Origin of the sequence: Colwellia sp. 1_MG-2023, assembly GCF_030546755.1 — a bacterium.
GTDB lineage: Bacteria > Pseudomonadota > Gammaproteobacteria > Enterobacterales > Alteromonadaceae > Thalassotalea_H.
In genome coordinates this window covers 250,874-265,832 of record NZ_JAUOPE010000003.1, presented here as the reverse complement: position 1 = coordinate 265,832, position 14,959 = coordinate 250,874, and the positions used below count along the sequence as shown (strand labels likewise).

Here is a 14,959-nt window from a genome sequence, read left to right as displayed (position 1 = left end):
ACCTTCAAAAAACCTAATAGCATCATGAAAAATCGTGCTTAAGGTGCCAATCAAAACACACATTTTCTCATAAAAAACTTTTTATTAATTGACATAAATCAATAAAGGTTTACAATTTTCAGAAATTACTGAAAATTCAAAAATAACTAAAACTTATTTTTGGGAGATAGCTATGATCATCACACCAATGCAACAATCACTTATTTCCCATTTTGGTGAAATGGGTTCTCGCTGGGGCTTAAATCGTACTTTAGGTCAAATGTACGCCCTTATTGTATTAACTGAGCAACCACTCAATGCCGATCAAATTAGCGATGCGCTTTTAATTTCTCGCTCTAATGTCAGCATGGGGATTAAAGAATTAAAGTCTTGGAATTTAATTAAGCTTCAACATATTCCGGGTGATCGCAAAGAATATTTTTCAGCACCTAAAGATATTTGGGAAATTGCCCGCACCTTGATTATTGAACGAAGAAAGCGTGAACTAGACCCAACACTATCAACCTTCAGAGATGCACTTTTACAAGACCCTGCCAATGAAGCAGATAAATACACCCAACAACGTGTGCAAGACATGCATGACTTAATGGAAATGGTCACGATTTGGAGCACAGAATTGCAAAACATGTCTTCTGATAAATTATCTACGCTACTTAAGCTAGGTTCAGGAGTAGGTAAAATTTTAGATGCCAAAGACAGATTTTTAAGTAAATAACGGAGTTGTACCGTCATGCTAGATATTGCTGCGGATCCAAATGAACTAAGCTTTATGCTGTCTCGCATTCAGTTTGCATTGAACATTAGTTTTCATATTCTTTTTCCCACTATCAACATCGCCCTTTGTTGGATGTTGTTATTTTTCAAAGTGCGCTTTAACCAAACACAAGATGAAACATGGCAACGTATTTATCGATTTTGGGTGCGTATTTTTGCACTTACCTTTGCTATTGGTGTGGTTACCGGTATCGCGATGTCGTTTCAATTTGGCACAAATTGGCCTGGTTATATGGAAACGGTTGGCAATGTTGCCGGCCCTCTCCTGGGTTATGAGGTATTAACGGCCTTCTTTTTAGAAGCTTCTTTTTTATCCATTATGCTATTTGGCAGTGAGCGAGTTTCGGCTCGCGTTCATACCATTGCGACTTTATTAGTTGCCATTGGTACAACGATGTCAGCCTTTTGGATTATCGCACTCGATTCCTGGATGCAAACACCTCAGGGCTATGAAATGATCGATGGCGTTGCTTATGTCACAAGCTGGACGGAGGTAATATTTAACCCTTCTATGCCTTATCGTGTCACACATATGTTACTCGCTTCAGGACTAACGGCGGCCTTTTTTGTTGCTGGAATTTCTGCCTATCGTATTTATCAAGGAGATAATAAATCTTCGGCGAAAGTCGCCCTTAAATTTGCCATGGCCGTGGCGGCGATCACCATTCCCATTCAAATTTTTGTTGGTGATTTACACGGTTTAAATACCCTAAAACATCAACCAGCAAAAATAGCGGCAATGGAAGGAGCTTGGCAAACAGAAAAAGGCTTACCTCTATTGCTATTTGCCATTCCAGATGAAAAAGCTCGTGAAAATCATGTTGAAATTGCCATACCTAATTTAGCGAGTTTGATTTTAACTCATGATATTAATGGCGAGGTTAAAGGTTTAAATGAGTTTATAGGAGAGCATCCACCTGTTGCACCGGTATTTTTCAGCTTTCGTATTATGATTGCTGTTGGACTATTAATGCTACTTGCTTCGTGGCTAGGTTGTTACTTTTTTATCTATAAAAAGCAATTCCCTACTTGGTTATTAAAAAGCACCATAGTAATGACCTTTTCAGGTTGGGTTGCCACGATTGCCGGTTGGTATGTCACTGAAATTGGTCGACAACCTTATCTGGTGAGCGGATTACTAAGAACCCGTGATGCAGTAACCGATACGCCACCCGAAAATATTATGATCACCTTAACCATATACGCCATCGTGTATGCTTTTGTGCTTTTTGCCTATATCAGCACCTTATTTGTTATGGCGCATAGAGCGATTAATTTAGAACAAAAAGAGTTAACACTGTCAGATATGCAAAACGAAAAACTACTCGAAGATCCCAATAACGCTTCAACAGGGAGTGCCTTATGATAATGCCAGAAAATGATTGGTTACCTGCGGTATTTCTGGGCCTAATGGCGCTCTCTTTTTTAGTGTATGCCATTTTAGACGGTTACGATTTAGGTGTTGGTGTGTTGTTACCCCTTGATACCAACGAGCATAATTATCAGACACAACGCGATACCATGATATATTCTATCGGGCCGTTTTGGGACGCAAATGAAACTTGGTTAGTTATGGCGATAGGACTGTTATTAATTGCGTTTCCCAGTGCCCACTCCATTATTTTACAAACGTTATATTTACCCACATCACTTATGTTAGTTGGCTTGATTTTACGCGGTATTTCTTTTGACTTTAGAACTAAAGCACCGAGTAAAAATAAGACCAAATGGGACTTCACTTTCAAAGCTGGGTCATTACTCGCCACGTTAAGCCAAGGATATATGTTGGGGCGTTATGTTACCGGTTTTGAAGATACGCTTTTTGGCTATAGTTTCTCGATGCTCGCCAGTATTTGTGTCACAGCCGGTTATTGTTTTATCGGCGCCGCTTGGTTAGTTATGCGCACCGAGGGTGAGTTGCAAATCAAAGCCGCGGCGTGGGCAAAAAAATGTAATCTATTAATGGCCATTGGTATTTTCGCGGTATGTGTCACTAACCTAACTTTTAACCAAGCGATAATGGATAAATGGTTAACCTTCCCACAAATATTAATCATGGTGCCCATTACCGTGCTATTTGCTTGTTTATTTGGCACCGTACATTTGTACTTAACGAAAGTGCCGATGAAAAATGATGTCGGTTGTTGGTATCCTTTTTTCTGTGCCACGTTAATCTTTATTTTATGTTTTATTGGCTTAGCCTATAGTTTTTATCCTTATATCGTGTGGCAAAAAATAACGATTTGGGAAGCGGCAAGTGCCCGTAATTCATTGATGTTTATCTTTGTTGGTGCCGTTATTGTGTTACCGACTATCATTGCTTACACCATTTTTTCTTATCGGGTATTTTGGGGGAAAACCACTAAGTTAAATTATTAAATGGGTTTACTGAGCTTAATTACCTCGTGAAGTTTCGTATCAGGAATAAGCAGTTTATAAATTAAACGAAAAAAGCATAAAAACACAGGGTAAATTTTTACCTTCTCGATGAGTTTTTGCTAGAATAGCGCCAAATTACGAAAGAGAGATTTACCATGCCTAATTATGTTGTCGGACACAAAATTCCTGACTCAGATTCTATTTGTTCAGCTATTGCCCTTTCATACCTAAAAACAACCTTAGGTGAAGAAACAGTACCTGCACGTTTAGGTGAACTTTCACCTGAAACATTATTTATTTTGGATAAGTTTGGTTTTGAACAGCCGGAACTAAAAATGAGCTATGCCGGTGAAAGCTTATATATAGTTGATCACTCAGAACGTACCCAAGGTCCTGATGATATTGATGACGCAACCATTTTAGGTATTATTGATCATCATAAATTAGGTGATATTACAACTTCTACGCCGTTAGAAATCTGGGTTCGCCCAGTGGGTTGTACTAACACCATTATTAAAATGATGTATGACTTTCATAACGTTGAAATTCCTAAAAACATTGCCGGTGCGATGATGTGTGCGATTTTATCTGACACGGTTGTCTTTAAATCGCCAACTTGTACTACTGCCGATATTAAATGTGTGGAAGCGTTAGCTGAAATTGCAGGTATTGAAGATCCACAAGCATTAGGCATGGAAATGTTTAAAGTGAAATCAGCTGTTGAAGGAACACCAGTTCGTGACTTAGTATTGCGTGATTTTAAAGATTTCGACATGAACGGTAAACTTGTCGGGATCGGTCAACTTGAAGTGATCGATTTAGCTATTTTTGACGACATGAAAGCAGATCTTGAAGCTGATATTGCGGCATTAAAAGCTGAAGGTAATCGTCACAGCGTTATCTTATTGTTAACTGACATCATGAAAGAAGGTTCAGAAATGTTAGTAGTAAGTGACAACGCCGATTTAACCGAAAAAGCCTATGGTAAAGCAACGGTAGATGGCAAAGTGTGGTTAGACGGGGTACTTTCACGTAAGAAGCAAGTTGTGCCACCTTTACAAGAGTCTTTGGCATAAACGCTCCTACGTTATTCTTTAACTTGAAAGAAGTATAGATAAAGCTCTGTGACAAAAAATGTTACAGAGCTTTTTATGTTCAGGATGAACGGTATGTCGTGATGCCATGGATGGCAAGGAGCGAGGATGTTCAGGCCTTTTTTAGGCATCCTGCCTTTCTAGGCATTAGTGCATCCATGCACGTCGATGTACGGTATGTCGAAATTGCTGGAGCATAATTTCGTGTATGTACAGGGTTTAAGCTTTAGACTATAAAGTCTTGTAAATTGGGGAATGTTAAAATGATTAAAATTGAAAACTCTGCTCGATTAACTTACCGATTAATGGACAAAAACGACGGTGAACTTCTCTTCCAGCTTGATCAAGATCCCGAAGTAATGAAATACATTAGTAACGGTGAAGTATCATCTCGAGAAAAAATTAACGACGTATTTATTCCCCGTATGCAGGCATATCGCGATGCGGAAAAAGGCTTCGGCTTATGGCAAGTTTCCCTAAAAGGAAGCAATGAATATATTGGCTGGGTGCTTGTCAGGCCAATGTATTTCTTTTCAGATAATCCTGAATTTGACAACCTTGAACTCGGTTGGCGATTTTTTCAATCGTCATGGGGCAAAGGCTACGCCAGTGAAGCCGCTCAACAAATCAAAGACGCTTTCGCGGGTAATAAAAATTATCGGGCTTTTAGTGCAATTGCTGACGAGGAAAATTTAGGATCAATTGGCGTGATGAAAAACATCGGTATGACATATTTAAAAACCTACCGTCATATTGACCCGTTATTTGAATGTGATGTTGCGTACTATCAAATAGCTAACAACTAGCGAGCCATCTTTTCAAGTACTAAAAAGCCAGCAAACGCTGGCTTGATTAATTAACTAAATATTACTTATCAACGTAACGGTGCCGCATGTGCCGCCGATCTAAAGATAGTATTTAAGAGCATAACATTTAAACCATCAAGATAAGCTCTTGTGGTAGGCTCTTGAGTAAAACTGATAACCATACCTTTAGCCATAGGTTGGTGAATCAAATAAGGTTTATACGCTAATTGCTTTTTATTTTCTTCCCAAAGATAGCCACTCGCTAGCACATTTTCTGGCCCACTAAACCAAGCGACATTCTTGCCCGAGGCGAGCTTTATCGGGGTATAAATGTCATTTCCGTATGCAATTGCGGCTAACTGTTGATTCACGCCAGCAGTCAACCAATGCTCTTGATCGACTTCTATATTGGCTAATACCCCCGCAACAAAATCAGGCTTTTCCTTAATATTTTCACTCGCCTTGATTAAGCTTTCTTTTGAGGTAAATAATTGTCCATCTACTTCAGACTCTTTTTCAGACTCTTTGGTAGGTTTCTTTTCATCTGATTCATCTTTGAATGCTCTTTCCCTTTTCACATCCAATAAACCAATGGTTTGATCTGCGGCAAACTTCGTGGCTTGACCAAACGTAATTAACACCCCACCACGTTTTATCCATTGCTTAATATTATCTGCGCCCGTTTCACCTAGCGCATCCATATAATTGCCAGAAGGTAAAATAAGCACGTGGTAATGCGATAAATCAGCCCTTTTAAGCATAGGCGTACGAATAGCGGTAACCGGGTAGTTAAATTGTCGTTCAATGACAAACCTTGAATTTCCTGCACTAAGCGAACTTACCGGTTCATCCCACGCCATTGCTATTTTAGGCGCTACCATTTTGACGGAATTATCACTACCAAAACTAGGTCCTTCGGTAACCCAGCTAGTATTTACTCCGGTGACAATTGCCCCAGTTTGGGTAGCAATTTTTGCTATTTCACTTGCTAAGTTTTCGTCATTAGCACGTTTTTCAATAATTAACGAACCTGCTGAAAATTGATGTTTATTGTCTAAAACAAAAGCTTTATCAGCACTTTTCACGGCGATGCCTTTTAATAAGGCTGCCGTTAAAAAACGACCGGCTGCCATATCTCCCCAATTAACAACATAACCAACAGTGGCGTCAATATTACTGACATCACCGATGAGCTGATCATCAGCGTTTACTCGTTCGGTTGCTATTGATATCGGCTTACTACAATGTTCTACATCAACATCAAACATTAATGGTAATGACCAGCCGGTTGTGTCGTATATTTCATCATGAAGTTTTCGACTACGGCGACGTTCTTGTTCTTTGATGAACTTACTGTCCATATCGACTTGTTTACTGAAGGTTGTGGTGACAAATCGCCCTTTTGGTTGGGCTGAATCGATAAAGTAAGTTCCTGCTTGGTATTTTTTCCCGCAACTTTTAAAGGCTTCTTTTGCTCGGTGTACATCAATATCATGTTGTGCCATTAATGTAGCTAGTCGATGAGTACCCGCTTTATTTAGCTGATTAGGTAAGATATAAACACGCTCTTTTTTATCTTCGCCAGCCGAAATAGCGTTCACTTGATACTGATAATAATCATTCAATAATTTTTTATGATTATCTGAGACCGCTTCAGCGGTAGAAACAGACGCAACAAAATGACGATGCACGGTATTAAAATACGTTAAAATTTCACCAGTAGCTTTTTTAAATATCTCACCTCTTGATGAAGAAACTTCATAAGTTGAAGCCGACGCACCATAAAACGTTGGCCAACTATCACCATAGCCTGGATAAAAAGCATCAAAAATTTCACGGGTGAAAAAGTCAAAACCTAAACGGTCAAAGTGTTTACCGTTATTTCTTCCTACAATCGCAATATTATCTATTTGCGTTTTGGTCATATGCGGATTAAACGGTTGAGCAGAAGGCGAAAAGTAATAACTTTGATCACCTCCCATTTCATGTAAATCAATCACCACTAAAGGACGATAATGATTGATTGTTTTAATTCTACCGGCCGTTTCAGGTTGCGTTATAGCTAACCAGTCTCTGTTCATATCAAATAGGTAATGATTAGAGCGACCACTTGGCCAAGGTTCATTGTGCTCGGCACTTAAACGATCGTCACTGTGCTCCATACCAACCGTTGAATAATAACGACTGGTAAACCGGGTACGGCCATCAGGGTTTTGCAGTGGATCGATAAATACTATGGTGTTGGCTAAAATCTTTTGATTGGTCGGTTCATCTGGGGCGGCTAATAAATGATAAGCCATCATCATTGCCGCATCTGTACTACTGATTTCATTACCATGAACACCATAACCGAGCCAAACCGAAACGGGTAATTGAGCGATTAATTTTTTAGCGGTTTGTTTATCGGTTTTTCTCGGATCAGACAACTGCTGCATTTTATTAGCAAAGCCCTCGAGATCGGCAATATTGTCAGCACTCCCAATAGCTACATATATTAGCTTTCGCCCTTCCCACGTTCGGCCATATTCAAACAGTTTTATTTTGTCTGGTTCAGCACTTTCTAATGCTTCAAAATAACGCAGCATATCATGGTGATTTGTAATACGATCACCAACCTCGTACCCCAATACTTGCTCAAAAGTAGGGATAGCATCGCGATATTGGCTACCTGGCCACATTTTGCTTGTCGCTGAGTTAGCAAACGAATTGACAGAAATAAGCAAAGTAATCAAGAGTGAGCAAATAAATGATAAATATTTGAATATCATGTGATAAACAGTCCGAAGAAAAAACAGATACCACTAACCTATCGTTAAGTTTGTCTCTTATCAACTTTAAAAATCACTAACAAGTAAAGTCGTTAAAAGTGAAAACTCATTTGCCATAAAGATTAACCAAGCAACTGGATATATAGACAGTATTAAATTACACTATGCTTATTTCACTATACTTAAATAATTCATGAAGCTTTATCTTGCTGAAAAACCCAGTTTAGGTCGTGCCATTGCTGATGCTTTACCCAAACCACATAAAAAGCAGCAGGGATTTATTGAGGTGGGAAATGGCGATGTCGTTTCATGGTGTATTGGCCATATCTTAGAACAAGCAGATCCTGACAGTTATGATGATAAGTATAAAAAGTGGCAATTAGACCACCTCCCGATTATTCCCGAAAAGTGGCAACTGAAGCCTAAATATAAAACCAAAAGTCAGCTTAGCGTCATCCGAAAGTTAGTCAAACAAGCCGAGCAAATAATTCATGCCGGAGACCCTGATCGCGAAGGGCAATTATTAATTGATGAAGTTATCGATTACCTTAACGTTGATGAGCATAAAAAAAAGCACACTCAACGCTTATTAATCAGTGACTTAAATCGTTCAGCTGTTCAACGTGCGCTAAAAAAATTGCAATCGAACAACGCGTTCATGCCTTTATCTGTTTCTGCTTTAGCCAGAAGTAGAGCCGATTGGTTATACGGTATTAATTTAACCCGAGCGTACACTATCCAAGGCGGAAAAGTAGGGTATCAGGGCGTATTATCTGTCGGTCGGGTACAAACTCCAGTTTTAGGATTAGTGGTCAACAGAGACGATGAAATTAAGCATTTTGTTGCCAAGCCTTTCTATCAAGTAACGGCAAATATTCTCACTAACAATAACGAAAACTTTGCCGCGAAATGGCAACCAAGTGATGCTTGCCAACCATATATGGACGATGAAGGTCGCGTGCTCGTCAAAAGCCTCGCAGAAAATGTTATCCAACGTATTACCAATCAACCCGCGACGGTTAGTAATGTAAAAAAAGAGCAAAAGCAGCAACAGCCCCCCTTGCCTTTTAACCTTTCCGCCTTACAAATTGCAGCTGCAAATCAATATTCAATGAATGCTAAGTTGGTGTTAGACGTTTGCCAAACGCTTTATGAAAAACATAAATTAATCACTTACCCTAGATCTGATTGCCGATATTTACCGGCAGAACAGCATCAACAAGCAACTCCAATTTTAAAACATTTATCGCAAATAGATGGCCCTTTAAGAGAAGCGGCGAATAAGGCCAATTCATCATTAAAAAGTAAGGCGTGGAATAGTAAGAAAATAACCGCTCACCACGCGATTATCCCTACAGAAAAATCATCACAAAACATTACGTTAAACAGTTTTGAAAAGAATATTTATCAATTAATAGCACGACAATACATTGCTCAATTCTATCCGGCTTATTTATATGATCATACTAAAATTGACCTTGATATAGCCGGCGGTTTATTTACCGCAAGCGCAAATATTCCAACTCAAATCGGCTGGAAGAGTTTGTATAAACAGGAAAATAAAAACTCAGATGTTGATACCGTACAATACTTACCAGAGGTAAAAAAAGGGGACGTTTTACAGTGTCAACAAGGTAATTTACTGGAAAAAATGACCCAAGCACCTAAGGCCTTCACTGATGCCACATTATTAGCGGCAATGACCGGCATCAGCCGTTTTGTAAACGATAAACAACTTAAATCAATACTAAAGGAAACCGATGGTTTAGGCACGGAAGCTACGCGAGCAAATATTATCGAGTTATTATTTAAGCGAGGGTTTTTAAAGCGACAAGGAAAATTAATTCATGCTACAGATGCTGGCAAAGGGTTAATTAATGCCTTACCTCAACAATGTACGACTCCCGATATGACCGCACAATGGGAAGCGATGCTAAATAACATCAGTGAAAAAAAATCTAATTATCAGAACTTTATGCAACCATTAACCAGCACATTAACCGAGCTAATAAATCTGGCAAGCCAACAATTACCCACGTCATTAAAAGGAATAAAATCAACGCAAAAGCCAGCCTATAAAAAGCGTCGAAGATCCTCGAAAAAAACGGCTTAGCATTTCAGTTCAATTAAAATATCGCCTGTCGGTTCCCACGTAATTTCACGCATGAAAGCAAAACCATATTTGTTATAAAACGACCTGCCTAAATGATTTTCTTTTAATACTTTAACGGTTAATGGTCCGTATTTATCTACAGCAAAATCGACAAGCGCTTTACCTAGTTTTTGTCCATGATAGTTTGGATCTACAAACAACCCACCTATTTCACAATTTTTGACACCTGAATTTTCGCCTTCAATAAGCGCAATAAAACCGACTACAACTCCGTCGACGGTGATCACTTGAGTATCCGTATTCGGAATATATATGTTAGGAATATTATCTCGTTCTTGTTCAAAAAATGAATTTGCCATAAAAGGGTGCGCAAGCCTTGACGATTTTTCCCAAACAATCAGTAATCCTTTCAGGTCATGGGTTTGATACTTTCTAATATTAATTGTCATTCTCTTCTCATTTACTTAAAGCATTTTAGTGTTAAGTATTTGCTGATGTTGATGAAAATAATATCGTTAATTTCTCTGCATAGATTGTAAAAATACGACACATTTTTTATGTTTTCTAACGTATTCATTAGAAGCTATGACTTTTCAGTTTTAATTGCTGGGGTGTTGAAAAGCTGAAACAAGTAAAAGTATAGAATGAGTGGTTATATTGAAAGCGCTAAATTCCCTAAGTTTTACTTTCAAAATCTCCATAAATATCAATAGTAATATCTCTTTTCTTGAGGTATTCATTAGGTGTTTTACCAATGATGTTTTTAATATAATTAATCAAATGAGGTTGATCACTAAAGCCAAATTCATCGACAATATCTAGCCAGTTAACCGGCTGATTTTCTAATTGATATAACCGACTTAAAACCTCTTCAAAACGATTCATTGATTGGCATTGCTTTAATGTTAACCCCGTAACCCGAGAAAAGTTACGCTCTATAGTCCGCTGCGAGCAATTAAGTTGACTTCCTATGTTTGAAACTGGGGTAGTTGATAATAGTGGAATTGCTTTTCTCACGAGTTCACTTTGTTTATCTAGCTTGCTATTTTTAACCCAGGAGAGTATTAGCTCATCCATTAATTCTATGCACAATTGCTCATTATTTTTAGACAAGTCTAATATGTTTGATTGCACAATATTGTCGTTATTGAATAGAGACATAAAATTAACTTCTTCTACTAAATCTAGTTTTGGTGTTGCTGGCTTTTTATGGAGCGAATACAGCGCCCCCACGTGAAATTTTATTCCTATAATGTGAAACGGCTTGGAGTGATCGAGTTGTAATGATTGGCTATTTGGAAAGAGCCAATGACAACCCACCCCAGAAAAAATTTGATGACTATTTTGGTAACAATAGTGTTGTTCATCTGGCGCAATGATTAAAGTAGCGGAAGGATCAGGATTTAAAATAGGATTATCAAGTGTAATATCTGAGCTTTCTTTTTCTATACACCAATAACAATTGATAAATTTAGCAACCGTTTGATCTATAGGTTGAAACTTCCACGTTCTCATTAATGGCAATCTTTGATTGAATTTATTGGTAGGTTATACGCATTTAGCCAAGTATTAAACTATTGAAACTAGTTAGGTTGATAATATGGAAACACAAAAGCTCACCGAAGTGAGCTTTTTACTGCGCGAGAAATACAACTACACGCGTTCAATTACCGTTGCAATACCTTGGCCTAAACCAATACACATAGTCGCAAGGCCAATATTTACATCTTGCCCTTCCATCAAGTTCAATAATGTTCCAGTAATACGAGAGCCAGAACAACCTAATGGGTGTCCTAATGCGATAGCACCACCGTTCAGGTTGATCATATCATCCGCTCTTTCTTCTAAACCTAAGGCGCGAATACAAGATAATGCTTGCGCAGCAAAAGCTTCATTAAACTCGGCAAGCTCAATATCAGCAAGGGTTAAGCCTGCTCGCTTCAAGGCTTTTTTCGTGGCAGGCACTGGACCAAACCCCATCGTAGAAGGATCACAACCTGCAACCCCCATACCACGGATTTTCGCACGCGGCGTTAACCCTAATTCTTTCGCTCTATCTGCTGACATCACTAACATCGCAGAAGCACCATCAGAAAGTGCAGAAGAGGTACCTGCTGTCACCGTACCGTTAACCGGATCAAATACCGGACGTAAACCCGCTAACGTTTCAACGGTTGTTTCAGGACGGATCACTTCATCATGCTCAACTAACGTTAAAGCGCCCATAGCATCATGACCTTGAGTGGCGACAATTTCATTTGCCCAACGTCCATCAAGTGTCGCTTGGTGCGCACGTTGATGTGATCGAGCAGCAAAGGCATCTTGCTGTTCACGAGTAATACCATGTTGTTTACCCAGTAATTCAGCCGTTAAGCCCATGTTTCCCGCGGCACGTGAGATGTATTTGCTTAGAGCTGGATCAAAATCTACATCGTACATCATAGGAACATGCCCCATGTGCTCAACACCACCAACAATAAATACATCGCCTTGACCAGCCATAATATTGGTTGTGGCATCATGTAATGCTTGCATCGATGAGCCACATAAACGGTTCACAGTTACTGCGCCGACAGATTTTGGAATGCTTGTTAATAATTGCGCATTACGGGCAATGTTAAACCCTTGCTCTTTAGTTTGCTTAACGTTACCCCAAATAATATCTTCAATTAATGCAGGATCTAAATTAGGATTTCTCACCAACAGTTGTTGCATTAAATGTGCAGATAACCCTTCAGCACGAACGTTACGAAAAACACCCGCTTTAGAGCGCCCCATTGGTGTACGAATACAATCGACAATTACGACTTCTTTCATGATGGTCTCCTAAGCTGTTTTAACGTCAGTGTTGAAGTAAGATTTACCTGAGGCTGCCATGTCACGCATACCATCAGTTACTTGATAAATTTCACCTAAGTGAGCAAATTTATCTGCCATTTCGATAAAGTTAGTTAAACCAACTGTTTCTAAATAACGAATTGGGCCGCCTCTAAATGGAGGGAAACCTAAACCGTAAATTAAGCCCATATCTGCTTCTGCGGCGGTATCAACAACACCTTCCTCTAAACAACGGACAACTTCATTCACCATAGGAATCATTAGGCGTGCGATGATTTCATCAGCTTCAAAAGCTTTCGTATCAACATTTAGTAAATCATAAGCTGCTTGCGCAGCAACTTTAGTCGGTTTACCACGTTTATCTTTACCGTAATCGAAAAAGCCACCACCGTTTTTCTGACCTAAACGGTTAGCATTATAAAGTGCGCTAACAGGGTCATTAGCAATTTTAGCCATACGAGTTGGGAAACCTGCCGACATCACACCAGTACAATGATCTGCGGTATCAATACCAACAACATCAAGTAGGTATGCAGGTCCCATTGGCCAACCAAATTGTTTTTCCATGACTTTATCAACGGCTGTAAAGTCAGCACCTTCAAGCACTAATTGACTGAAGCCTGCGAAATAAGGAAATAGCACTCGATTGATATAAAAACCTGGACAATCATTAACAACAATAGGTGATTTACCCATTTTAGCCGCATAAGCAACCACAGTTGCGATAGTTTCATCAGAGGTTTCTTTACCACGAATAATTTCAACTAGGGGCATTTTATTTACTGGGTTGAAAAAGTGCATACCACAAAATTTGTCTTTGCGTTTAACGCTTTGAGCAAGTAAATCGATTGAAATAGTTGAAGTGTTTGAAGTAATAATTGCATCTTCATCAACATAAGTTTCAACTTCAGCTAACACTGCCGCTTTTACTTTCGGGTTTTCAACAACCGCTTCAACCACAATATCAACGTCTTTGACGCTATCGTAACTTAACGTTGGTGTAATATTATTTAGGACTCCGGCCATTTTCTTAGCATCGATTCTGCCTCGATCAGCAAGCTTTGATAAAATACCTGCTGCTGTGGTTAAACCTAAATCAAGCGCTTGATTGTTAATGTCTTTCATGACAATCGGTGTGCCTTTATAAGCTGACTGGTAAGCAATACCGCCACCCATAATACCTGCACCTAACACAGCTGCACGTTCAACTGATTTAGTGGCTAATTTCCCAGCTTTTTTAGCTTTACCTTTCACTACTTGGTCGGCCATAAACAAACCAATTTGTGCAGTTGCGGCATCAGTTTTAGCAAGCAAGGCAAAACCTTTATTTTCAAGTGCCATTGCGCCTTCTCGACCTAAGCCAGCAGCAGCTTCAATAGTTTTCACTGTCGCCATTGGCGCAGGATAATGTTTACCCGCTTTGGCTGCTATCATCCCCTTACAGGTAGTAAATGTCATGATACTTTCAGTAGGTGATAAATTTAATGGTTCAAGTTTTGGTTGACGTTTTGCTCGCCAATCTAATTTGCCATCAATCGCTTGTTGTAACGTTGTTAACGCAGCTTCACGTAAATGCTCAGGAGCGACAACAGCATCTAATACACCGACAGCTAACGCCTGTTCTGCTTTATGAGCTTTACCAGTCGACATCCATTCAATCGCATTATCAGCACCAATTACGCGTGGCAAACGTACGGTTCCGCCAAAGCCTGGCATTAAGCCTAATTTCACTTCAGGTAAACCAATAGAACATGTGGTATCGGCAATTCGATATTCACACGCTAAACTAAATTCACAGCCGCCACCTAACGCAAAGCCATTAAGCGCAACAACCTTTGGCAGTTCAATATCTTCAAAGGCATCAAAAACATCTGAGCCTTGCTTGATCCAAGGAATAAGTTCATCTTCTGGCTTTTTAAATATTTCTAAAAACTCGGTAATATCTGCACCAACAATAAAGTTAGCTTTACCTGAGGTAATTAATACCCCTTTTGCTTCATTGCAGTTATTAATTGCTGCAATAACTGCTTTATATTCTTCAAATGTAGCCTGATCGAATTTGTTTACTGAACCTTCGGCGTCAAATTTAAATTCAACAATGCCATTTTCCAGTAACTCGGCAGAAAGGCTTTTGCCTTGAAATAACATGCCTAGTCTCCTCACTTTTCATTAACTTAAATTAGGGGT

Annotated in this window: 11 protein-coding genes; 6 read left to right on the top strand and 5 right to left on the bottom strand. The window is 39.2% G+C overall.

The features are described from left to right. Nucleotides 1-172 precede the first annotated feature (172 nt). The 5 genes from Q4493_RS04990 to Q4493_RS04970 all read left to right on the top strand — a co-directional run bounded on the left by Q4493_RS04990 (nucleotide 173) and on the right by Q4493_RS04970 (nucleotide 5,053). Nucleotides 173-715: a GbsR/MarR family transcriptional regulator gene (locus Q4493_RS04990; RefSeq protein WP_303449829.1), complete on the top strand. Its 543-nt coding sequence runs from the start codon at nucleotides 173-175 to the stop codon at nucleotides 713-715. Nucleotides 716-730: 15 nt separating this feature from the next. Beyond that, entirely contained in the window at nucleotides 731-2,140 is a 1,410-nt protein-coding gene (locus Q4493_RS04985; RefSeq protein ID WP_303449827.1) for a cytochrome ubiquinol oxidase subunit I, read from the top strand. Continuing rightward, complete coding sequence (gene cydB, locus Q4493_RS04980; protein WP_303449825.1) at nucleotides 2,137-3,153, top strand: cytochrome d ubiquinol oxidase subunit II; 1,017 nt, start codon at nucleotides 2,137-2,139, stop codon at nucleotides 3,151-3,153. Before Q4493_RS04985 ends, cydB begins: the two co-directional genes overlap by 4 nt. Before the next feature lie 155 nt (nucleotides 3,154-3,308). After that, entirely contained in the window at nucleotides 3,309-4,229 is a 921-nt protein-coding gene (locus tag Q4493_RS04975) for a manganese-dependent inorganic pyrophosphatase (protein ID WP_303449823.1), read from the top strand. A 281-nt stretch (nucleotides 4,230-4,510) separates the two neighbouring features. Then, nucleotides 4,511-5,053: a GNAT family N-acetyltransferase gene (locus Q4493_RS04970; RefSeq protein ID WP_368506779.1), complete on the top strand. Its 543-nt coding sequence runs from the start codon at nucleotides 4,511-4,513 to the stop codon at nucleotides 5,051-5,053. Between the two features lie 68 nt (nucleotides 5,054-5,121). Here Q4493_RS04970 and Q4493_RS04965 read toward each other — a convergent pair whose 3' ends face one another. Continuing rightward, nucleotides 5,122-7,821, bottom strand: coding sequence for a M14 family zinc carboxypeptidase (locus tag Q4493_RS04965; protein ID WP_303449822.1), 2,700 nt, complete (start codon nucleotides 7,819-7,821; stop codon nucleotides 5,122-5,124). Nucleotides 7,822-8,014: 193 nt separating this feature from the next. Between Q4493_RS04965 and Q4493_RS04960 the strand changes: the two genes are divergently transcribed. After that, on the top strand, nucleotides 8,015-9,934 hold the full coding sequence (locus Q4493_RS04960; RefSeq protein ID WP_303449821.1) for a DNA topoisomerase III: 1,920 nt from the start codon (nucleotides 8,015-8,017) through the stop codon (nucleotides 9,932-9,934). Here the strand turns inward: Q4493_RS04960 and Q4493_RS04955 are convergent. The 4 genes from Q4493_RS04955 to fadB form a co-directional block, all read right to left on the bottom strand. Beyond that, nucleotides 9,931-10,383 carry a GNAT family N-acetyltransferase gene (locus Q4493_RS04955; protein WP_303449819.1) on the bottom strand — a complete coding sequence of 151 codons (453 nt, stop codon included), beginning with the start codon at nucleotides 10,381-10,383 and terminating at the stop codon, nucleotides 9,931-9,933. The two genes, Q4493_RS04960 and Q4493_RS04955, sit on opposite strands and share 4 nt — an antisense overlap. A 226-nt stretch (nucleotides 10,384-10,609) precedes the next feature. Beyond that, a complete protein-coding gene (locus Q4493_RS04950) occupies nucleotides 10,610-11,449 on the bottom strand; it encodes a helix-turn-helix domain-containing protein (protein ID WP_303449818.1) in 840 nt (279 codons plus the stop codon). Between the two features lie 138 nt (nucleotides 11,450-11,587). After that, nucleotides 11,588-12,751: an acetyl-CoA C-acyltransferase FadA gene (gene fadA, locus Q4493_RS04945; RefSeq protein WP_303449816.1), complete on the bottom strand. Its 1,164-nt coding sequence runs from the start codon at nucleotides 12,749-12,751 to the stop codon at nucleotides 11,588-11,590. A gap of 9 nt (nucleotides 12,752-12,760) precedes the next feature. Next, nucleotides 12,761-14,920: a fatty acid oxidation complex subunit alpha FadB gene (fadB, locus tag Q4493_RS04940; RefSeq protein WP_303449814.1), complete on the bottom strand. Its 2,160-nt coding sequence runs from the start codon at nucleotides 14,918-14,920 to the stop codon at nucleotides 12,761-12,763. Between the last annotated feature and the right edge of the window lie 39 nt (nucleotides 14,921-14,959).